This is a genomic window from Geodermatophilus sp. SYSU D00698 (assembly GCF_054050335.1).
Genome location: NZ_JBJGZD010000012.1, coordinates 24,482 through 44,690, shown reverse-complemented (window position 1 = coordinate 44,690; position 20,209 = coordinate 24,482). Strand labels below are relative to the sequence as shown.

The window sequence follows — 20,209 nt, the reverse complement described above, 5'->3', positions numbered from 1 at the left end:
TCACGGTCGGCGGGTGTCCACGAGAACCGAAATCGGCAGCCGCGGGGAGACCATCGCCGCGGCCTACCTCACCGACGCCGGGCTGGCCGTCCTCGACCGCAACTGGCGGTGCCGCGACGGCGAGCTCGACATCGTCGCCCGCGAGGGCGCGGCCATCGTCTTCTGCGAGGTCAAGACCCGCCGGGCCACAGGCTTCGGCCACCCCGTCGAGGCGGTGACCGCGGCCAAGCAGCGGCGGCTGCGCACGCTGGCCCAGCGGTGGCTGGCCGCCCACGACGAGCACGCGCCCGACCTGCGGTTCGACGTCGTCGGCGTGCTGGTGCGGCCGGCCGCGCCGGCGCTGGTCACCCACCTGCGCGGGGCGTTCTCGTGACGCTCGCCCGCACCTGGTCGGTCGGGCTGGCCGGGGTGTCCGGTGCGATGGTCGAGGTCGAGGTGGACATGTCCGCCGGCGTCCCCGGCGTGGCGCTCGTCGGCCTGCCCGACGCCGTGGTGCGCCAGTCGGTCGACCGCGTCCGCGCGGCCGTGGTCAACACCGGGGCGTCCTGGCCGATGCGCCGGATCACCATCGGGCTGTCGCCGGCGTCGATGCCCAAGCAGGGCAGCGGCTTCGACCTCGCGCTGGCCGCCGCCGTGCTCACCGCGGCCGGCACGCTCCCGTCCGACGGCGCCGACGGGCTGGTGCTGCTCGGCGAGCTCGGGCTCGACGGCTCGGTGCGCGCGGTGCGCGGCGTCCTGCCCGCCGTGCTGGCCGCCGCCCGGGCCGGGCACGGCACCGTCGTCGTCCCGGCCGGCAACGTGGAGGAGGCGGCGCTGGTCGACGGCGTCGACGTCCTCGCCGCGCGCACCCTCGGCGACCTGGTGGCCCACCTGTCCGGGCGCGCCCGGCTGACGCCGCACGTCCGCGGGCCGCTGCCCCCGCCGGCACCGGCGCCGGACCTCGGCGACGTCGTCGGCCAGGCCGCGGGCCGGCGCGCGGTGGAGGTGGCCGCGGCCGGCGGGCACCACCTGCTCCTCACCGGGCCGCCGGGGGCGGGGAAGACGATGCTCGCCGAGCGGCTGCCCGGCCTGCTGCCCGTCCTCGACGAGCGGGCCGCGCTCGAGGTCACCGCCATCCACTCGGTCGCCGGCACGCTGCCTCCGGACGCGCCGCTGCTCAGCCGGCCGCCGTTCGAGGCGCCGCACCACTCGGCCACGATGGCCGCCCTCGTCGGCGGCGGGTCGGGCGCCATCCGTCCCGGCGCGCTGTGCCGCGCCCACCGCGGCGTGCTGTTCCTGGACGAGGCGCCGGAGTTCGCCCGGGCGACGCTGGACACGCTGCGCCAGCCCCTCGAACGCGGCCAGGTCACGATCAGCCGGGCCGCCGGGTCGGCGACCTTCCCGTGCCGCGCCCAGCTGGTGCTCGCCGCCAACCCGTGCCCGTGCGCCAGCGCGGCCGGTGACTCCGTCTGCACCTGCAGCCCGCTGGAGCGCCGCCGGTACCGGTCCCGGCTGTCCGGCCCGCTGCTGGACCGCATCGACCTGCGCATCGAGCTGCCGCCGGTCACCCGCGCCGCCTGGCTGGACACCCGTGCGGCCCCGGAGCCGACCGCCGAGGTGGCGGCGCGCGTCGCCGCCGCCCGCGGAGCCGCCGCCGCCCGGCTGCGCGGCACCGGCCTGCTGCTCAACAGCCAGGTGCCCGGGCGGCTGCTGCGCGAGCGCTGGGCGGTGCCGCGGCCGGCGCTGGCGCTGGCCGAGCGCGCGCTGGACCGCGGCCTGCTGTCGGTGCGCGGGCTGGACCGCGTGCTGCGGGTGTCCTGGACGCTGGCCGACCTCGCCGGTCGGGCGGTCCCCGACGGCGGCGACGTGGCCGAGGCGCTGGGCATGCGGCTGCAGCGGGTGGCGGCGTGACCGCCCCGGCCCTCGAGGAGGACCTGGAGGACGCGCTCGCCGGCCCGGCCGCGGTCGACGGGGTGGCGGTCCCCGGCATCCGGCGCGCCCGCGCCTGGCTGACCCGCGCCGCGGAGCCGGGCTCGGTGGCGCTGTGGCGGTGGGTCGACGACGTCGGCCCGGTCGCGGCGGTGCGCGCCCTGCGGGCCGGAACGGCGCCCGAGCAGGCCCGCGCCCTGGTCGGCGTGCGCGCCGAGCAGGACGCCACCCTCGCCGACCTCCGCCGGGCGGAGCGGTGCGGGGCCCGGCTGGTGGTCCCCGAGGACGACGAGTGGCCCGCGCTGCCGCTGCACGCGCTGACCGTCGCCGCGCACACCGACGGCGACGGCGAGGGCCGGCGCGACCGGACCACCGCGCTCGTGCCGCCGGTCGCCCTGTGGGTGCGCGGGGACCCGCCGCTCGGGCCGACCGTCGACCGCTCCGTGGCCGTCGTCGGCGCGCGGGCGTCCACGGCCTACGGCGAGCACGTGGCCGCCGACCTCGGCGCGCAGCTGGGGGAGCGCGGCTGGACGGTCGTCTCCGGCGGCGCCTACGGCATCGACGTCGCCGCCCACCGCGGCGCCCTGGCCGCGGGGGCCCCCACCGTGGTGGTGGTCGCCTGCGGGGTCGACCGGGCCTACCCGGCCGCCCACTCCGCGGTGTTCGAGCGCATCGTCAGCGGCGGCGGCCTGCTGGTCAGCGAGTGGCCGCCGGGCGCGGCTCCGCACCGGCACCGCTTCCTCGTCCGCAACCGGATCATCGCCGGGCTCACCCGCGGCACCGTGGTGGTCGAGGCCGCGGCCCGCTCCGGCGCGCAGGCCACCGCCCGGCGCGCCCGCGCGCTGGGCAAGGAGGTGCTCGTCGTGCCCGGCCCCGTGACGAGCGCGATGTCGGTCGGCTGCCACGAGCTGCTGCGGGAGCAGGAGTCCGGCGCGCGGCTGGTCAGCAACGCCGCGCAGGTCGTCGAGGCGGTCGGCAGCCTCGGGGACGACCTGGCCGCTCCGGAGCGACGGCCCACGTCGCCCCGCGACGGCCTGTCCGACCTGGCCCGCCGGGTGCTCGACGCCTGCCCGGTGAGGACCGGCGTGAGCGCCGAGCGGCTGGCCGCGGTCGCCGGCTGCGACCCGCTGGAGGCCATGCGGGTGCTGCCCGGCCTGGAGGTCGCCGACCTCGTGCAGTGGACCGGCACCGGCTGGCGGCTGGCCCCACCGCCGCGCACGGGACGCGGCGGGTGACCCGGCGGCCGGTCCCCGGGGGTCCGCCTCCCGGACGCTGAGGGGCCGGCCCGCCCGCACCGGTCGTGGGCGACCGGACGGCGCGGCGGCTTGACCCACGGACGGTGCCGTCGGACGGTCGGAGAGTGACCGCCCGGACCGCCGACGCCCGCGCCGCGCTGCCGCCGGCGCTCGCGGCCGCGCTCGAGGGCTACGAGGACGCGCTGCGGCACGAGCGGGACCTGTCCGAGCACTCCGTCCGCGGCTACGTCACCGACGCCGTCTGGCTGCTCGACCACCTCGCCCGCCGCGGCGGCACGCGGGTCGACGAGCTGGACCTCGCCGCGCTGCGCAGCTGGCTGGCCCAGGGCCGCACGCGCGGTGCCAGCCGCGCGACCACCGCCCGCCGCGCCGCCGCCGCCCGCTCGTTCACCGCCTGGCTGCGCCGCTCGGGGCACACCCCCGAGGACGTCGGCCTGCGGCTGGTCAGCCCCAAGGCGCACCGGACGCTGCCCGACGTGCTCGCCCCCGACCAGGCCCGCGCCGTCGTCGAGTCCACCGCCGGCGCCGACGACCCCGTGGGCCTGCGCGACGCCGTCGTCCTCGAGCTGCTGTACGCCAGCGGCATCCGGGTCAGCGAGCTGGTCGGCCTCGACGTCGACGACGTCGACCGCGGCCGCCGCCTGCTGCGGGTCCTCGGCAAGGGCCGCAAGGAGCGCAGCGTGCCCTACGGCGCACCGGCCGAGCGGGCGCTCGACGCCTGGCTGACCCGGGGCCGCCCGGCACTGGCCACCTCCGACTCCGGCCCGGCGCTGCTGCTCGGCCGGCGCGGGCGGCGGCTGGACCCGCGCGAGGCCCGCCGCACCGTGCACGCCGCGGTGGCGCGCGCGCCGGGCGCGCCCGACGTCGGCCCGCACGGGCTGCGGCACTCCGCGGCCACCCACGTCCTGGAGGGCGGCGCCGACCTGCGCTCCGTCCAGGAGCTGCTCGGCCACGCTAGCCTCGCGACGACGCAGATCTACACGCACGTGACCGTCGAGCGGCTGCGTGCGGTGCACGCCCAGGCGCACCCGCGGGCCTGAGCCGAGCGCCCACCCGAACGACCGTCCCCGGGTCCGGCAGGACCCCAGCCACCACGAAGCGGGAGACCCGACGTGCCCGAAGCCACCATCCACCGGATCGGCGGCGAGTCCGAGGAGGACGCCGACGCCGCGCTGGCCGAGCTGTGGGCGCAGTACGTCGCCGACCGCGCCCCCGAGCTGCGCGACCGGCTGATCCTGCACTACGCGCCGCTGGTCAAGTACGTCGCCGGCCGGGTCGGCAGCGGCCTGCCGGCGCACGTCGAGCAGGCCGACCTGGTCTCCTACGGCACCTTCGGGCTCATCGACGCGATCACCCGCTACCAGCCCTCGCGCGAGGTCAAGTTCGAGAGCTACGCGATGTCCCGCATCCGCGGCGCGATCATCGACGAGCTGCGCAGCACCGACTGGATCCCGCGGTCGGTGCGGATGCGCGCCCGGCAGTTCGAGCGGACGGTCGCCACGCTGGAGAACCAGCTCCAGCGCAGCCCGACCGACGAGGAGATCGCCGCGGCGATGGAGATGGACGTCGAGGACGTGCGCAAGTTCCTCGGCCAGCTCTCCCTGGTCAACGTCGTCGCCCTCGACGAGCTGCTCACCGACGACGACGGCGGCGCGCCCCGGCTGGTCGACACGCTGCAGGACGCCAACGCCCTCGACCCGCAGGCGATGGCCGAGCACGGCGAGGCCCGCCAGCTGCTCGCCCGCGCCGTCGAGCAGCTGCCCGAGCGGGAGAAGGTCGTGGTCAGCCTCTACTACTTCGAGGGCCTGACGCTGGCCGACATCGGCCGCGTCCTCGGCGTCACCGAGAGCCGCATCTGCCAGCTGCACACCAAGGCCGTGCTGCACCTGCGCACCAAGCTCGCCGACATCGCCTGAGCCGCCGGTGGGGCTCGAGCACGCGCTCCTCCCGGTCCGCCCGGGCCGGGAGGAGGGGTTCGAGGCGGCCTCGGGGCGCGCGCGGCCGCTCGTCGAGGCGTCGCCGGGGTTCCGCTCCCTGCGGCTGTCCCGCTGCCCCGAGCGCCCGGGGACCTCCCTGCTGCTGGTCGAGCGGGACCGGCTGGAGGACCACACCGAGGGGTTCCGGGGCTCGGCCGCCTACCGGGAGTGGACGGCGCTGCTGCACTCCTCCGACGACCCGTTCCCGGTGGTCGAGCACGTCACCGACGTGGCGGCGACCGGGGATCAGACCGCGACGCGGCGCCGCAGCGCGGCCTCGATCGGCCCGGACAGGAACAGCAGGAACATCGCCCAGTAGTGCACGCCCGGCAGCAGCGTGCCGGCCAGCAGGGCGACGAGGAACAGCCCGCTGGCGACCAGCGACGGCCACGGGGGTCCGACCGGCGCGGCGGCGTCGCGGCGCAGGGCGGGGCGCCGCCACAGCAGCAGGCTGATCGCCGTGAGGCAGAACGAGCTCAGCGTGATGGTGCCGATGTAGAGCGCGACCGCGGGCCGGTCGGTGCCGTAGCGGGCCGACACCTGGGTGGCGAAGGGCAGCAGGACGATCGTCAGGATCCACAGCAGGTTGGCGGTGAGGAACGCCTGGTCGTAGGACCCCACGGTCTCGACCACCCGGTGGTGGACCAGCCAGAGCCGCGCGATCACGACGAAGCTGAGGAAGAACGCGCCGATCTGTGACGACTCGTCGGCCAGCAGCGTGCCGAGGCCGGTCCGCGGCTCCGCGCCGTCGAGCAGCTCGGTCAGCGGCAGCACCAGCAGGGTGATGGCGATGGCGACGACCGCGTCGAGGAACGCGACGAAACGGTCGAGGCCCCGTTCGGTCTGCACCCCGCGCAGGCTAGGGGCGGCGGCCGCTCCGGCAGCGGTCCCCGCGCGTCACCCGAGCGGCAGCAGGCGCACGCGCGGCGGGCGCAGCAGCGACAGCGGGTCCAGGTACACCTCGCCGCGCCGCAGGCCCCAGTGGAGGCAGGCGGCGGCCGGGCAGCCGGCGTGCCCGGCCGCCAGGGTCCCGACCGGGGACCCGCGGGCGACGCGCTGCCCGGCCGCGACGGCGGGGTCGACCGGCTCGTAGGTCGTCCGCAGCCCGTCGGCGTGGTCGACGCTCACCACCGGCCGGCCCGCCACCTGCCCGGCGAAGACGACGACGCCGTCCCCGGCCGCCACCACGACGTCACCGGCGGCGCCGGCGAGGTCCGCGCCGCGGTGCCCGGGGCCGTAGGGCGAGGGCGGGGGAGCGAACGGCCGGGTGACGGCCGGCGGCCCGCCCAGCGGTGCGGTCCAGGCGGGGACGGCGGGAGCGCCCGGCTCCGCGACGGCGGGCACCGGCCCGAGCAGGGCGGCGCAGGCCAGCAGGAGCACGAGCAGCGGGCGGGCGGGCACGCCGCCGAGGCTTCCCGCCGGCGCGCCGCAGCGGGCGCCGGGCAGCGCACCTGTGGACGGCCCGGGCACGGGGGAGGAGCGGTCCCGCCCGGCGCGTATGCTGTCCGGTGCGACCCGTCTGCACGGGTCGACTCCGCGCGTCCTCCACCCGCCAGCACGGCGGGGCAGCCCCACCTCGGTCCCGGTCCACCCGGGTCGGTGGCGCCGCGGGACGCCAGGGCGGGACACCACCCGGTGCCCGCGTCAACCGAGGAGCGCGGCCGCCGGGCGGCCGCGCGCGAGCACGAGAGGCTGCGCCCCCCATGGCAGTCGTCAGCATGAAGCAGCTGCTCGACAGCGGCGTCCACTTCGGGCACCAGACCCGTCGCTGGAACCCGAAGATGAAGCGCTTCATCTTCACCGAGCGCAACGGCATCTACATCATCGACCTGCAGCAGACGCTCGGGTACATCGACTCGGCCTACGAGTTCGTCAAGCAGACGGTCTCGCACGGCGGCACGATCCTGTTCGTCGGCACCAAGCGCCAGGCGCAGGAGGTCGTCGCCGAGCAGGCGCAGCGCGTCGGCATGCCCTACGTCAACCAGCGCTGGCTGGGCGGCATGCTCACCAACTTCTCCACCGTCCACAAGCGGCTCCAGCGGCTCAAGGAGCTCGAGGACATGGAGCAGACCGGCGTGATGGCCGGCCTGTCCAAGAAGGAGCAGCTGGGCCTGACCCGCGAGAAGGCCAAGCTCGAGCGCAGCCTCGGCGGCATCCGCGACATGCAGAAGGTGCCCAGCGCCATCTGGATCGTGGACACCAAGAAGGAGCACATCGCCGTCGGCGAGGCCCGCAAGCTGGGCATCCCGGTCGTCGCGATCCTCGACACCAACTGCGACCCCGACGAGGTCGACTACAAGATCCCGGGCAACGACGACGCGATCCGCGCCATCAACGTCCTGACCCGCGTGATCGCCGACGCCGTCGCGGACGGCCTCATGGCCCGCTCGGCCGCGCAGGCCAACGCCGGCCGCGAGGACGGCGCCGAGCAGGCCATCGGTGGCGACGAGCCGCTGCCGGACTGGGAGCGCGAGCTGCTGACCGGTGGTGCCGAGACCGCGACCGAGCAGCCCTCGGACACCTCCGCCACCGCCCCGGCCCCCACCGCCGGCGAGGCCTGAGAACTCCCGCACCGCCCGGCCGCACCGCGCGTGCGGCCGGGCGGCGCGCCGCCCGCGGGCGTCCTCGGGACGCCCACCCCTCCACACCGACGAGGAAGTGACATGCCTGCCTTCACCGCCGCCGACGTCAAGCGGCTCCGCGACGCCACCGGCGCCGGCATGATGGACGCCAAGAAGGCCCTCACCGAGGCCGACGGCGAGTACGACAAGGCCATCGAGCTGCTGCGCATCAAGGGCGCCAAGGACGTCGGCAAGCGCCTCGAGCGCTCCACGACCAACGGCATCGTCGTCAGCAAGCACGGCGCGCTGCTCGAGCTCGACTGCGAGACCGACTTCGTCGCCAAGAACGCCGACTTCGTGGCGCTCGCCGAGCGGCTCGTCGAGATCGTGCTGGAGCAGTCGCCGGCCGACCTCGACGCGCTGATGGCGACCGAGGTCGACGGCCAGACCGTCGCCAAGCTGATCGAGGCCGAGTCCGCCCGCATCGGCGAGAAGCTCGTCCTCTCCCGCTTCGCCACCTTCGAGGGCCCGACCGCGGTGTACCTGCACAAGCGGGCCACCGACCTGCCGCCGGCCATCGGCGTCGCCGTCCAGTACCAGGGCGGCGACGAGGAGGCCGCGCGCGCCCTGGCGATGCACATCGCCGCCGCCCGCCCGCGCTTCCTGTCCCGCGAGGAGGTCCCGGCGGAGGCCGTCGAGACCGAGCGCCGGGTCGCCGAGCAGACGGCCAAGGAGGAGGGCAAGCCCGAGCAGGCGATCGTCAAGATCGTCGAGGGCCGGGTCAACGCCTACTACAAGGACTTCGTCCTGCTCGAGCAGCCGTCGATCACCGAGCCCAAGCGCACGGTGAAGCAGGTCATCGACGAGGCCGGCCTGACCGTGCAGCGGTTCGCCCGCTTCGAGGTCGGCCAGGCCTGACGAGCCGCAGGCGACGGAGACACCACGCCACCGGCCCCGTCCCATCCCCGGGACGGGGCCGGTGGTGTCTCCGGGCCCGGCTGGCGAGCGCCGGGCTCTCTGTCAGGATCACCGAGAACGACGTCGAGCGAGGGAAGAGCTGTTGACCGAGACCGCCACGACGCAGACGACCGAGGCACCCCACCCGCCGCTGTCGGCCCCGAGCGCCTTCCAGCCCGCTGACGGCGCCGGCTACCAGCGGGTGCTGCTCAAGCTCTCCGGCGAGGCCTTCGGCGGCGGCAAGGTCGGCGTCGACTCCGGGATCGTCCACGACATCGCCACCCAGCTGGCCGAGGTCGTCCACGGCGGCACGCAGGTCGCCGTCGTCGTCGGCGGGGGCAACTTCTTCCGCGGCGCCGAGCTGTCCCAGGCGGGCATGGACCGCCGGCACGCCGACTACATGGGCATGCTCGGCACGGTCATGAACTGCCTGGCGCTGCAGGCCTTCTGCGAGCAGGTGGGCCTGGAGACCCGGGTGCAGACGGCGATCACCATGGGCCAGGTCGCCGAGCCCTACATCCCGCGCAAGGCCGTCCGGCACCTGGAGAAGGGCCGGCTGGTCATCTTCGGCGCCGGCGCCGGCATGCCGTACTTCTCCACCGACACCGTCGCCGCCCAGCGCGCGCTGGAGATCGGCTGCCAGGTGCTGCTCATGGCCAAGAACGGCGTCGACGGCGTCTACGACGACGACCCGCGCACCAACCCGGCGGCGACCATGTACGACGAGCTGGACTACACCACGGTCCTCGCCGACCAGCTCAAGGTCGCCGACGCCACGGCCATCAGCCTGTGCATGGACAACCAGATGCCGATCGTGGTCTTCAACCTGCTGCGCGACGGCAACATCGCCCGCGCGGTGGCGGGTGAGAGGATCGGGACGCTGATCAGCTGAGCGGGCGCCGGAACACGCTCGCCGCACCGCAGGACGACGGCGGGGACGATCCCGCCGCAGGAGGAGAGACCGTGATCGACGACACCCTGCTCGACGCCGAGGAGCGGATGGACAAGGCCCTGTCGGTCGCGCGGGAGGACCTCGGCTCGGTGCGCACCGGCCGCGCGGCGCCCTCGATGTTCAACAAGGTCCTGGTCGACTACTACGGCGCGCCGACCCCGGTGCCGCAGATGTCGTCGATCACGGTGCCCGAGGCGCGCATGGCGGTCATCAAGCCCTACGACAACAGCCAGCTGTCGGCCATCGAGAAGGCCATCCGTGACAGCGACCTGGGCGTCAACCCGACCAACGACGGGCAGATCATCCGCGTGGTCTTCCCGCAGCTGACCGAGGAGCGCCGTCGCGACCTGGTCAAGCAGGCCCGGTCCAAGGGCGAGGACGCCAAGGTCGCCATCCGCAACGTGCGCCGCCGCAGCAAGGAGGAGCTCGACCGGATCGCCAAGGACGGCGAGGCCGGCGAGGACGACGTGCGCCGCGCGGAGAAGGAGCTCGACGACCTCACCGCCCAGCACGTGGCGGCCATCGACGAGGCCGTGAAGAACAAGGAGTCCGAGCTGCTCGAGGTCTGAGCCGCTCGCCCCGATCCCTGCCATGACCTCCCGTCCCGACGCCGCCGGGGCCGGCCCGTCCGGGGGCGCCGACACCGGGCCGATCCCCGTGGTCCGGCGTCCCTCGCCGCCCCCGCCGCCCGGCCCGCTCCGGCCGGTGCCCCCGCCGACCGGCCCGGTCGTGACGGCCCCGGGCCCCGCGGCGCCGGGCACCCAGCCGGGCACCCAGGAGATGGCGGTGCCGACCGCCGGCATCGCCGTCCCGCCCGTCCCCGGGGCACCGGCGGCGCCCGGCCCCGACACGGCCGGCGACGCCGCCGGAACCGCACCGCAGGAGCGGAAGAGCGGCCGGGCCGGGCGTGACCTGGTCGCCGCCATCGGCGTCGGCCTGGGCCTCGGCGCGGTCATCCTCGCCTCGCTGCTGCTCTACCGGCCGGCGTTCCTGGTGGTCGTCGTCGCGGCGATCCTGGTCGGCATCGTCGAGCTGGTCCGCGCGCTCGAGGCCGGCGGTGCCCGCCCGCCGCTCGCCCCGGTGCTGGTCGGCGCCGTCGCGATGCTGGTGCTGGCGTGGACCCGCGGCCCCGACGGCCTCGTCGTCGGCTTCCTGCTCACCGTCGTCGCGGTGCTGCTGTGGCGGCTCGGCGACGGCCCCGGGGACTACCGCCGCGACGCCGCCGCCGGCGTCCTGGTCACCCTCTACGTGCCGCTGCTGGCCGGTTTCGCGGTCCTGCTCCTCGTCCCCGACGACGGCGCCGCGCGCGTGCTCGCGTTCATCGCCACCGTGGTCGGCAACGACGTCGGCGGCTACGCCGCGGGTGTGTTGTTCGGCCGGCACCCCATGGCGCCGTCGGTGAGCCCGAAGAAGTCGTGGGAGGGCATGGCCGGGTCGGTCGTGGCCTGCGTCGCCGTCGCCACCCCGATCGTCGTGCTCGCCCTCGACGGCCCGTGGTGGGGCGGCGTGCTCGTCGGCGTCGCGCTCGCGGTCACCGCCACGGTGGGCGACCTCGGCGAGTCGCTGATCAAGCGGGACCTCGGCATCAAGGACATGGGCACCCTGCTGCCCGGCCACGGCGGGATCATGGACCGGCTCGACAGCCTGCTGCCCTCGGCGGCGGTGGCCTACCTCCTGCTGTCCTGGGTCGCGCCGCCCGGCTGAGGCGGCCAGGGCGCGCTGAGCTCCCACGTCGACCCGACCACGGCGAAGCCGCGGCGGGCGTACCAGTGGCGCGGCCAGTCGCCGGCGTCGGCCTCGAGGGTGACGAGGTCGCAGCCGGCGTCCGCGGCCAGCTCCAGCAGCCGGGCGAGGACGGCGTCGGCGTGGCCGCGTCCCCGGGCGGCCGGCTCGGTCATCACCGACTCGACCGCCGCGGTCGCGCCGTCGACCCGCAGCTGCCCGGCCGCGACGACCCGGCCGCCCTCCCGCACCACCACGTCGGTCACCGCGACGACCCGGTCGTTGCGGGCCTCCCGGCCCACCAGCTGGGCGACCACCTCGTCGAGGTCCGGGATCCCCGCCAGGTCGCGCCGCCACCCCGCCTCCCACAGCGGGTGCACCTCCTCCTGCGCGACCACCTCCGCCCGCTCCGCCCCGGGCGGGCCGGGGCCGGCGGGACGGGCCATGACCAGCAGCTCGCCGGCCTCCCAGCCCGCCGCGGCCAGCTCGTCCGCGACGGCACCGGCGCCGGGCCGGCGCAGCACCGCCGCGCGGTGGGCCCAGCCGGCGTCCGCGGCGACCTCGCCGGCCGTCCGCGCCACCGTGGCCGCGTCGACGGGGTCGTCGAGCACCAGCCGGTTGTCGTCGCGGGAGTGCGCGAAGCGGGGGTCGAGGACGGCCACCCCGCCGGGGACGTCGCGCACCTCGGCGGCCCGCCGGGTGCGCAGCGACAGCCCGTGCGCCAGGGCCCGGCCCAGCGCGTCGTCCGGGGCGGGCAGGACCGGAGGCACCGGCGGGCGGTAGGGCACGACGGCGACCACCGCCGCCGTCGGGAGGGGGCCGTACAGGTGCGGGAAGCGCATGCCCGCGGGGTCGGTGCCGACGCCGGTCTCCTCGACCACCGGGTCGGTCAGGCGGGCCGGGTCGACGACGAGCAGCACCAGGTCGCGCCGGCCCGGGAACAGCCGCGCGGCCGGCAGGTGGACCTGCTCCGGGTGCGACAGGTGCACGAACGGCGCCCCGGCCGGCGGCACCGCACCGGCGGACAGCGCGGCCCGCCAGTCGGCCGGGGCGCACAGGTGGACGAGGACGCTCATGCCCCCGGGGTCTCGTCCGGGTCGATCCCGCGCGCGGCCAGCGCCTGCTCGATCGCCTCGCAGACGGCACGGACGACGGCCACCCGCGCCCACCGCTTGTCGTCCCCGGCGACCAGCGTCCACCGCCCCGCCGGGTGGTCGGTGCGCGCGAGCATCTCCTCGACGGCGGCCTCGTACGCCGGGCGCTTCTCCCGGTTGCGCCAGTCCTCGTCGGTGAGCTTCCAGGCCCGGTAGGGGTCGGCCGCGCGGGACTCGAAGCGGCGCAGCTGCTCCTGGGGCGAGACGTGCAGCCAGAACTTGACCAGGACCATGCCCTCGGCGGCCAGCGTCGTCTCCAGGTCGACGATCTCGCCGTAGGCCCGCTGCCACGCCTCCTCGCCGGCGAACCCCTCCACCCGCTCGACCAGCACGCGGCCGTACCAGGTGCGGTCGAGGACGGCCATGCCGCCCCAGCCGGGCAGCACGGGCCAGAACCGCCAGAGGAAGTGGTGCCGCTTCTCGGTCGGGGTGGGGGCGGCGAACTGCGCCACCCGCACGTGCCGGGGGTCCAGCTCGTCGACCAGCCGCTTGATCGCGCCGCCCTTCCCCGAGGCGTCCCAGCCCTCGAACAGCACGCAGACCGGCGGGCCGAGCGGGGTGCCCAGCTGCCCGCCGAGGAACAGCCGGAGGTGCACCAGGCGCTGCTGCGCGGCGGCCAGCTGTTCCTTGGCCTCGCGCTTGCCCAGCCGGAGGGTCAGTTCCACGTCGTCGAGTCGGCCCACCTCGCCGAGCCTGGCGTACACGGCCCCGCCTGTCAGGTCGGCAGCTGCGCGTGCTGGCGGATCCAGGCGTGCATGGCGATCCCCGCCGCGACGCCGGCGTTGACCGAGCGGGTCGAGCCGAACTGCGCGATGGACAGGACGTCGTCGGCCACCGCCCGCGCCTCCTCCGACAGACCGGTGCCCTCCTGGCCGAACAGCAGCACGCAGGCCCGGGGGAGGTCGGCGGTCTCGATCGGCCGGGCGCCGGGCAGGTTGTCGACGGCGAGCACCGGCACGCCCCGCTCCCGCGCCCAGGCGCCGAGCGCGGCGGCGTCGGGGTGGTGCCGCACGGTCAGGTACCGGTCGGTGACCATCGCGCCCCGGCGGTTCCACCGCTTCCGGCCGACGACGTGCACCTCCGCGGCGAGGAAGGCGTTGGCCGTGCGCACGACCGTCCCGATGTTGAGGTCGTGCCGCCAGTTCTCGATGGCGACGTGGAACCCGTGCCGGCGCCGGTCGAGGTCGGCGACGATCGCCTCGACGGTCCAGTAGCGGTACCGGTCGACGACGTTGCGCCGGTCCCCGTGCGCCAGCAGTCCGGGGTCGTAGCGCGGGTCCTCCGGCCACGGCCCCTCCCACGGGCCGACACCGACCGGGTCGAGCGGGACGGGTGCGCGCTCGGCCTCGGACACCCGGCCGACGCTAGCGGGCCGCACCCCGCCGCCCGGCCGTGCCTCCGTCACCCGGTCGGGTCCGTCGGGCACGATGACCACTCCACGGGGTGAGCATCGAATGACAGTCAGTGACAGCGAGGTGGGATGGCGGCGCGGCAGGACGGCGACCCCGAGGAGGCCGGCACCCCGGTCGAGCCGTGGGGGGAGTGGCTGCCCGGGTGGGTGAACGAGCCCGGCCCCGGGGCGGCTGACGAGGACGCCCCGGTCGAGGAGGTCCTCGAGGACGCCCCGGTCGAGGAGGTCCTCGAGGACCCTCCGCTCGACGAGGGGCCGGTCGACGAGGACGCCCCGGTCGGGGAGGCGCCGGTCGGCGGGGCCGCGGACGACGAGGACGTCCTCGAGACCCCCGTGCCGGCAGCCGACGACCTCGACGGCGCCGCCGCCGGGGAGCACCCGGAGGGGGCGAGCGCCGAGGACGACGGGCCGGGGACGTCCTCTCCTGGCGGTCCCCCCGTGGCCGGCTCCCCGGCGACCGCGACCGCGACCGCGGACGCGGTGCCGGTCCCGGAGGCCCTCCCGGTCCGGGTGATCGCCGAGGTCGTGACCCCTCGTGTGGTCGTCCGCCCGCGGGTGCGGCCCCGGCGCCGGATCGGCGTCGCCGTGGCGGCGGGCGCGCTCGCCGCCTGCGGCGTCACCGGTGCGGTCCTGCTGGCGGGTGCCTCGTCCGGCTCGGTCCCGACGGCGGCCGTGCAGTCCTCGCCGTCGGCGGTCGCCGCGCCGACGCGGGCCGTCCCCGCGCCGAGGCCGTCCGTCGTCGCCGGTGTCGTCCCCCTCGCCCCGACGACCAGCGTGCCCGCGCCGGCCACGTCCGCGCCGGTCACCGATCCCGCCCCGGCCCCGGTGCGGACCAGCGCGGCGCCGTCCCCTGCGACGACCCCGGACGCCCCGCTGCCGGCGGTCGTCGCGCCGGAGCCGTCCGCGGCACCGGAGGTCGTCCCGGTGTCGCCGCCGCTCGGACCGGCGGACCCCCCCGGATCCGGGACGGACGCGGTGCCGACCACCGAGCCGGCCACGCCGACGGGATCGGTCGAGGAGCCCGTGCCCACCCCGACCCCGACGACGACCCCGGCGCCGCCCCCGACCCCGACACCACCCCCGACCCCGCCGCCCTCCACCCCGACCGAGGACGACCTCCCGGACCCGGACGGCGAGGTGACGCCCACCCCGACCCCCGCACCCACCTCCGCACCGACGACGGGGTCACCGGTGCCCACCGCCGCGCCGACGGGCGCAGGGGCGTCCTGAGCGAGCGACCTCACCCGCACGGCGGCCCACGCCCGGCGCGGGGGTGGGACGATGGAGGGGTCATGACTGCCCTGCCGCTCGTCCTCGACGCCCCCCGCCGGGGCAAGCCGCCGCGCCACCTCGCCGACCTCACCCGCGAGGAGGCGCGCGCCGCCGTCGCCGAGCTCGGGCAGCCGGCGTTCCGCGCCGACCAGCTCGCCCGGCACTTCTTCCGCGGCACCACCGACCCGGCGCAGATGACCGACGTGCCCGCCGCGGTGCGCCAGACGCTGTCCGAGGCGCTGCTGCCGGGCCTGCTCACGCCCGTGCGCCACCAGTCGGCCGACGGCGGGCGCACCCGCAAGACGCTGTGGCGGCTGCACGACGGCGCGCTGGTCGAGAGCGTGCTCATGCGCTACCCCGACCGGGCCACCGTCTGCATCTCCAGCCAGGCCGGCTGCGGCATGGCCTGCCCCTTCTGCGCCACCGGCCAGAACGGGCTGACCCGCAACCTGTCGGCCGCCGAGATCATCGGCCAGGCGGTCGCCGCCGCCGCGGCCATGGCGTCGGGGGAGATCCCCGGCGGGCCGGGCCGGTTGTCCAACGTCGTCTTCATGGGCATGGGCGAGCCGCTGGCCAACTACGCCCGGGTCCGCCGCACGCTGGACGCGCTGCTCACCTCCGCGCCGTGGGGCCTGGGCCTGTCGCAGCGGTCGGTCACCGTCTCCACCGTGGGCCTGGTGCCGGCGATCCGGCGGCTGACCGAGGAGGGCCTGGGCGTCACCCTCGCGGTGAGCCTGCACGCCCCCGACGACGAGCTGCGCGACACCCTCGTACCGATCAACACCCGGTACAAGGTGGCCGACGTCGTCGACGCGGCCGACGCCTACGCCGCGCGCACCGGACGCCGCTACTCGGTGGAGTACGCCCTCATCCGCGACGTGAACGACCAGCCCGAGCGCGCCGACCTGCTCGGCCGGCTGTTGGCGGAGCGGCTCGCGCACGTCAACCTCATCCCGCTGAACCCGACGCCGGGCAGCCCCTGGGACGCCAGCCCGCTGCCCGCGCAGCGGGAGTTCGTGGCCCGGCTGCGCGCGCACGGGGTGCCGACGACGGTCCGCGACACCCGCGGCCAGGACATCGACGGCGCCTGCGGCCAGCTCGCCGCGGCCGACCGCGCCGAGGGCGTGCCGACCGTGGCCACGCCGGTCCCGGCGCTGGAGACCCCGGTCGAGCTGGGAGCCGAGGCGGACGCGTGAGCACCGGGGACGCCGCGTGAGCACCGGGGACGCCGCGTGAGCACCGAGGTCCCCACCGCCGAGGCGCACGAGCACAGCCACGCCGACGTCTCGGGCGGGTGGCTGCGGGCCGCCGTCTTCGGCGCGATGGACGGGCTGGTGACCAACACCGCGCTGGTCGCGGGTGTCGGCGGTGGCGGCGCCCCGTCGCACGCGATCGTGCTGTCCGGCGTCGCCAGCCTGGTCGCCGGCGCGATCTCGATGGCGCTGGGGGAGTACACCTCGGTCAGCACGCAGAACGAGCAGCTCGACCTCGAGGTGGAGAAGGAGCGCCGCGAGCTCGCGCGCAACCCCCAGGGCGAGCTGGCCGAGCTGGTGCAGATGCTGCGCGTGCGGGGCGTCGACGCCGACCTCGCCGAGCGGGTCGCCGTCCAGCTGCACCGCGACCCCGACACGGCGCTGCGGCTGCACGTGGTCGCCGAGCTGGGGCTCAACCCGGCCGACAAGCCCTCGCCGTGGACCGCGGCGGTCTCCTCGTTCCTCACCTTCGCCACCGGCGCGGTGATCCCGCTGCTGCCCTACCTGCTCGGGTTCTCGGTCCTCGCCGCGGCGCTGGTCTGCGGCGCGGTCGGCCTGGCCGCGGCCGGGGCGCTGTCCTCGCGCTTCACCCCGCGCCCCTGGTGGTCCGCGGCCCTGCGGCAGCTGCTGTTCGGGGCGCTCGCGGCGGGAGCGACGTACGCCATCGGCGCGGCGATCGGCGTCGCGGTCTCCTGACACGACGACGCCCGACCCGGCGGGAGCCGGATCGGGCGTCGAGTGTCCGTCGAGGGCTACCTGCGCCAGGCGGTGCGCTTGCGGTGCAGGTCCCACAGCAGCACCACGACCAGGCCGGCGGAGATGGCGAACAGCCACAGGTCCTCCATGCGGCCCTCGTGGTTGCCCCACGTGTAGGACAGCATGACCAGCACGGTCAGCCAGCCGGCGATCTGCGCCCACTTGCCGGTGCGGGCGTGCCAGCCCCAGTCCTCGGGCCGCTCCTCCTCGACCGGGTGCTCCCCGGCGCGGACGACGCCCTCCTCGCGGTTGGGCTGGTTGACGCGCGTGGTCTGCGGGTCGTGCTGGCGGACCCCGGGGCCGGACTGCTCGCTCACGCCCCTCATCCTGCCAGCCCCGTCCGCGGGTCACCGGTCGAGGTGTGGCGGGCGGGTCGCGTCCCGCGTCGGGGAGGATGCCGCTCATGAGCGAGCCGCGCGAGGTGACCGTGCTGGGCTCGACCGGGTCGATCGGCCGGCAGGCGATCGCGGTCGCCGAGCAGAACCCCGGCCGGCTGCGGATCACCGCGCTGGCCGCCGGCGGCGGCGACGTGGCCCGGCTGGCCGGGCAGGCGCTGACCCTCGGCGTCCGCACGGTCGCGGTGGCCCGCGCGACCGCCGCCCAGGACCTGCAGCTGGCCTTCTACGCGGCGGCCTCCCAGCGCGGCTGGGCGCGGGGCGAGTACGCGCTGCCGGAGATCCTCGCCGGGCCGCGCGCCGCCGAGGAGCTCGCCGCCCGCCCCGCCGACGTCGTCCTCAACGGGATCACCGGCTCGATCGGGCTGGGCCCCACCCTGGCCGCGCTGCGGGCCGGCAACGTCGTCGCGCTGGCCAACAAGGAGTCCCTGGTCGCCGGCGGGGACCTCGTGACCGCCGCGGCCGCGCCCGGCCAGCTGGTGCCGGTGGACTCCGAGCACTCGGCGCTGGCGCAGTGCCTGCGCGGCGGGCGCAGGAGCGAGGTCGCCCGGCTGGTGCTCACCGCCAGCGGCGGGCCGTTCCGCGGGCGCAGCGCCGCCGACCTCGCCGACGTCACCGTCGAGCAGGCGCTGGCGCACCCCACGTGGGCCATGGGCCCGGTGGTGACGATCAACTCGGCCACGCTGGTCAACAAGGGCCTGGAGCTGATCGAGGCGCACCTGCTGTTCGGGGTGCCCTACGCCGACATCGACGTCGTGGTGCACCCGCAGTCGATCGTGCACTCGATGGTCACCTTCGCCGACGGCGCCACCATCGCCCAGGCCAGCCCGCCGGACATGCGGCTGCCGATCGCGCTGGCGCTGGCCTGGCCCGACCGGCTGCCGCACGTGCAGCCCGCGCTGGACTGGTCGACGGCGAGCACCTGGGAGTTCGCGCCGCTGGACGCCGACGCGTTCCCGGCGGTGCGGCTCGCGCGCGCGGCGGGGGAGGCCGGGGGAGTCGTCCCGGCGCTGTACAACGCGGCCAACGAGGAGGCGGTCGCGGCGTTCCTCGCCGGGCGGCTGCGTTTCCCGGACGTCGTCGGCCTGGTCGCGCGTACCCTCGACGACGCGCCGGACCTCGGCGCTCCCACCTGCGTCGACGACGTGCTGGCCGCGGAGCGCTGGGCCCGGCAGCACGCCCGCGCCGCTCTCGCCGGAGGCCCCAGCTGAGCATCCTCCTGACGGTCCTCGGGATCGTCGCGTTCGCGATCGGCCTGTTGTTCAGCATCGGCTTCCACGAGTTCGGCCACTTCTTCTGGGCGCGGAAGTTCGGCATGCGCGTGCCGCAGTTCATGGTCGGCTTCGGCCCGACGGTGTTCTCCCGGACGCGCGGCGAGACCGAGTACGGCATCAAGGCGATCCCGCTCGGCGGCTACATCCGCATCGTCGGCATGATCCCGCCGGCCGAGGAGAACGAGAGCAAGCGCGCCACCCGGATGCGGACGTTCATCGCCGAGGTGCGCGGTCAGGCCCTCGACGACGTCCGGCCCAGCGACGCCGGCCGGGTCTTCTACGCCAAGCCCTGGTGGCAGCGCGTGATCGTCATGTTCGCCGGGCCGTTCCACAACCTCGTGCTCGCGGTGGTGTTCTTCGCGATCACGCTCACCGCGATCGGCACCAACGTCATCACCACCCAGCTCGACACGGTCCCCGCCTGCGTCGTCCCGGCCGGTGCGGAGAGCATCGCCGTCGCCGAGGAGCAGGGCGGCGACGTCTGCGACATCCCGATCGTCACCAGCGGCGCCGACGCCGGGCAGCTCTGCGAGGAGGGCACCCCCGGGTGCGCGGCGCCGGTGCCCAGCCCCGCCGCCCAGGCCGGGCTGCGGCCGGGCGACACGATCGTGGCGATCGGCGGCCGGCAGGTCGACCCGACCGGCTACGACAGCTGGACCACGGTGCAGCAGGCGATCCGCTCCTCGGCGGGGGAGCCGCTGGCCCTCGCCGTCGAGCGCGACGGCGTGCGCCGGGAGCTCACCGTCACGCCGATCGAGAACGTCGTCCCCACCGACGACGGCGAGGGCACGATGACCGCCGGCTACCTCGGCGTCAGCCCGGTGTTCGGCTTCGCCCGCCAGTCGGTGTCCGACCTGCCCGGCTACTTCGGCATGGTCGTGTCCCAGTCGGTGCAGCGCCTGGTGGAGATCCCCGAGCGCGTCCCGCAGCTGTTCCGCGCCGCCTTCCTCGGCGAGGAGCGCGACGAGAACGGCCCCATCGGCGTCGTCGGCGTCGGGCGGATCTCCGGTGAGGTCTTCGCCATCGAGCAGATCAGCGGCATGGAGAAGCTGAGCTTCTTCCTCGGCCTGCTGGCCAGCGTCAACCTCGTGCTGTTCCTGTTCAACCTGCTGCCGCTGTACCCGCTCGACGGCGGGCACGTGGCCGGGGCGCTGTACGAGAAGGCCCGCTCGGTGGTCGCCCGCTGGCGCGGCCGGCCCGACCCCGGCCCGTTCGACATCGCCCGGCTGATGCCGGTCGCCTACGTCGTCGCCGGGCTGTTCATCGCGCTGTCGGGGCTGCTGCTCGTCGCCGACGTCGTCAACCCGATCACACTCCAGTAGGCGTCGGCGCCGACCCCGCGGGAGCGGGGATACTCGTGGT

The 20,209-nt window shown here is 76.2% G+C and carries 22 protein-coding genes; 16 read left to right on the top strand and 6 right to left on the bottom strand.

The features are described 5' to 3' along the window. The first annotated feature begins 13 nt into the window (after positions 1 to 13). The 6 genes from ACI8AB_RS12680 to ACI8AB_RS12655 all read left to right on the top strand — a co-directional run bounded on the left by ACI8AB_RS12680 (position 14) and on the right by ACI8AB_RS12655 (position 5,459). A complete protein-coding gene (locus ACI8AB_RS12680; RefSeq protein ID WP_456950409.1) occupies positions 14 to 373 on the top strand; it encodes a YraN family protein in 360 nt (119 codons plus the stop codon). Then, positions 370 to 1,890: a YifB family Mg chelatase-like AAA ATPase gene (locus ACI8AB_RS12675; RefSeq protein WP_456950408.1), complete on the top strand. Its 1,521-nt coding sequence runs from the start codon at positions 370 to 372 to the stop codon at positions 1,888 to 1,890. The genes ACI8AB_RS12680 and ACI8AB_RS12675 overlap by 4 nt, the downstream gene beginning before the upstream one ends. Further along, positions 1,887 to 3,143: a DNA-processing protein DprA gene (gene dprA / locus ACI8AB_RS12670; protein WP_456950407.1), complete on the top strand. Its 1,257-nt coding sequence runs from the start codon at positions 1,887 to 1,889 to the stop codon at positions 3,141 to 3,143. The genes ACI8AB_RS12675 and dprA overlap by 4 nt, the downstream gene beginning before the upstream one ends. 125 nt (positions 3,144 to 3,268) lie before the next feature. Beyond that, entirely contained in the window at positions 3,269 to 4,204 is a 936-nt protein-coding gene (locus tag ACI8AB_RS12665; protein WP_456950406.1) for a tyrosine-type recombinase/integrase, read from the top strand. Positions 4,205 to 4,276: 72 nt separating this feature from the next. Further along, on the top strand, positions 4,277 to 5,080 hold the full coding sequence (gene whiG / locus ACI8AB_RS12660; protein ID WP_387993413.1) for an RNA polymerase sigma factor WhiG: 804 nt from the start codon (positions 4,277 to 4,279) through the stop codon (positions 5,078 to 5,080). 7 nt (positions 5,081 to 5,087) lie between these two features. After that, entirely contained in the window at positions 5,088 to 5,459 is a 372-nt protein-coding gene (locus ACI8AB_RS12655) for an antibiotic biosynthesis monooxygenase family protein (protein ID WP_456950405.1), read from the top strand. Here the strand turns inward: ACI8AB_RS12655 and ACI8AB_RS12650 are convergent. Continuing rightward, complete coding sequence (locus ACI8AB_RS12650) at positions 5,387 to 5,989, bottom strand: TMEM175 family protein (RefSeq protein WP_456950404.1); 603 nt, start codon at positions 5,987 to 5,989, stop codon at positions 5,387 to 5,389. The genes ACI8AB_RS12655 and ACI8AB_RS12650 overlap by 73 nt on opposite strands. A 48-nt stretch (positions 5,990 to 6,037) precedes the next feature. Continuing rightward, a complete protein-coding gene (locus ACI8AB_RS12645; RefSeq protein ID WP_456950403.1) occupies positions 6,038 to 6,541 on the bottom strand; it encodes a M23 family metallopeptidase in 504 nt (167 codons plus the stop codon). Between the two features lie 302 nt (positions 6,542 to 6,843). On the opposite strand from ACI8AB_RS12645, the gene rpsB reads away from it, so the two are divergent. The 5 genes from rpsB (at position 6,844) to ACI8AB_RS12620 (ending at position 11,314) form a co-directional block, all read left to right on the top strand. Then, complete coding sequence (rpsB, locus tag ACI8AB_RS12640) at positions 6,844 to 7,701, top strand: 30S ribosomal protein S2 (protein WP_387993402.1); 858 nt, start codon at positions 6,844 to 6,846, stop codon at positions 7,699 to 7,701. Positions 7,702 to 7,803: 102 nt separating this feature from the next. Further along, the gene (gene tsf, locus ACI8AB_RS12635) at positions 7,804 to 8,619 is read left to right on the top strand and encodes a translation elongation factor Ts (RefSeq protein WP_387993399.1); all 816 of its coding nucleotides are present in this window, start codon (positions 7,804 to 7,806) and stop codon (positions 8,617 to 8,619) included. 142 nt (positions 8,620 to 8,761) lie between these two features. Next, positions 8,762 to 9,550 (top strand): uridine monophosphate kinase, encoded by a 789-nt coding sequence (gene pyrH / locus ACI8AB_RS12630; protein WP_456903815.1) that lies wholly within the window; start codon positions 8,762 to 8,764, stop codon positions 9,548 to 9,550. 71 nt (positions 9,551 to 9,621) lie between these two features. Continuing rightward, on the top strand, positions 9,622 to 10,179 hold the full coding sequence (gene frr, locus ACI8AB_RS12625) for a ribosome recycling factor (RefSeq protein WP_387993397.1): 558 nt from the start codon (positions 9,622 to 9,624) through the stop codon (positions 10,177 to 10,179). Between the two features lie 160 nt (positions 10,180 to 10,339). Beyond that, a complete protein-coding gene (locus ACI8AB_RS12620; protein ID WP_456950402.1) occupies positions 10,340 to 11,314 on the top strand; it encodes a phosphatidate cytidylyltransferase in 975 nt (324 codons plus the stop codon). Here ACI8AB_RS12620 and ACI8AB_RS12615 read toward each other — a convergent pair. From ACI8AB_RS12615 to ACI8AB_RS12605, 3 genes are read right to left on the bottom strand one after another with little or no spacing between them, the layout of a single operon-like run. Further along, the gene (locus ACI8AB_RS12615) at positions 11,278 to 12,408 is read right to left on the bottom strand and encodes a GNAT family N-acetyltransferase (RefSeq protein WP_456950401.1); all 1,131 of its coding nucleotides are present in this window, start codon (positions 12,406 to 12,408) and stop codon (positions 11,278 to 11,280) included. The two genes, ACI8AB_RS12620 and ACI8AB_RS12615, sit on opposite strands and share 37 nt — an antisense overlap. Continuing rightward, positions 12,405 to 13,190 (bottom strand): polyphosphate kinase 2 family protein, encoded by a 786-nt coding sequence (locus ACI8AB_RS12610; protein ID WP_456950400.1) that lies wholly within the window; start codon positions 13,188 to 13,190, stop codon positions 12,405 to 12,407. The genes ACI8AB_RS12615 and ACI8AB_RS12610 overlap by 4 nt, the downstream gene beginning before the upstream one ends. 11 nt (positions 13,191 to 13,201) lie before the next feature. Continuing rightward, the gene (locus ACI8AB_RS12605) at positions 13,202 to 13,840 is read right to left on the bottom strand and encodes a TrmH family RNA methyltransferase (protein WP_456950399.1); all 639 of its coding nucleotides are present in this window, start codon (positions 13,838 to 13,840) and stop codon (positions 13,202 to 13,204) included. A 126-nt stretch (positions 13,841 to 13,966) separates the two neighbouring features. Here ACI8AB_RS12605 and ACI8AB_RS12600 point away from each other — a divergent pair, with 126 nt between their 5' ends. The 3 genes from ACI8AB_RS12600 (at position 13,967) to ACI8AB_RS12590 (ending at position 17,118) form a co-directional block, all read left to right on the top strand. Continuing rightward, complete coding sequence (locus ACI8AB_RS12600) at positions 13,967 to 15,127, top strand: hypothetical protein (protein ID WP_456950398.1); 1,161 nt, start codon at positions 13,967 to 13,969, stop codon at positions 15,125 to 15,127. A gap of 62 nt (positions 15,128 to 15,189) precedes the next feature. Continuing rightward, complete coding sequence (rlmN, locus tag ACI8AB_RS12595; RefSeq protein WP_456950397.1) at positions 15,190 to 16,365, top strand: 23S rRNA (adenine(2503)-C(2))-methyltransferase RlmN; 1,176 nt, start codon at positions 15,190 to 15,192, stop codon at positions 16,363 to 16,365. Positions 16,366 to 16,401: 36 nt separating this feature from the next. Beyond that, positions 16,402 to 17,118, top strand: coding sequence for a VIT1/CCC1 transporter family protein (locus tag ACI8AB_RS12590; protein ID WP_456950396.1), 717 nt, complete (start codon positions 16,402 to 16,404; stop codon positions 17,116 to 17,118). Between the two features lie 56 nt (positions 17,119 to 17,174). Here the strand turns inward: ACI8AB_RS12590 and ACI8AB_RS12585 are convergent, their stop codons facing one another. After that, positions 17,175 to 17,495 carry a DUF2631 domain-containing protein gene (locus ACI8AB_RS12585; protein WP_456950395.1) on the bottom strand — a complete coding sequence of 107 codons (321 nt, stop codon included), beginning with the start codon at positions 17,493 to 17,495 and terminating at the stop codon, positions 17,175 to 17,177. A gap of 86 nt (positions 17,496 to 17,581) precedes the next feature. Between ACI8AB_RS12585 and dxr the strand changes: the two genes are divergently transcribed. Then, the gene (dxr, locus tag ACI8AB_RS12580) at positions 17,582 to 18,784 is read left to right on the top strand and encodes a 1-deoxy-D-xylulose-5-phosphate reductoisomerase (protein WP_456950394.1); all 1,203 of its coding nucleotides are present in this window, start codon (positions 17,582 to 17,584) and stop codon (positions 18,782 to 18,784) included. Then, positions 18,706 to 20,169 carry a M50 family metallopeptidase gene (locus tag ACI8AB_RS12575; protein WP_456950474.1) on the top strand — a complete coding sequence of 488 codons (1,464 nt, stop codon included), beginning with the start codon at positions 18,706 to 18,708 and terminating at the stop codon, positions 20,167 to 20,169. The genes dxr and ACI8AB_RS12575 overlap by 79 nt, the downstream gene beginning before the upstream one ends. Positions 20,170 to 20,209 lie beyond the last annotated feature (40 nt).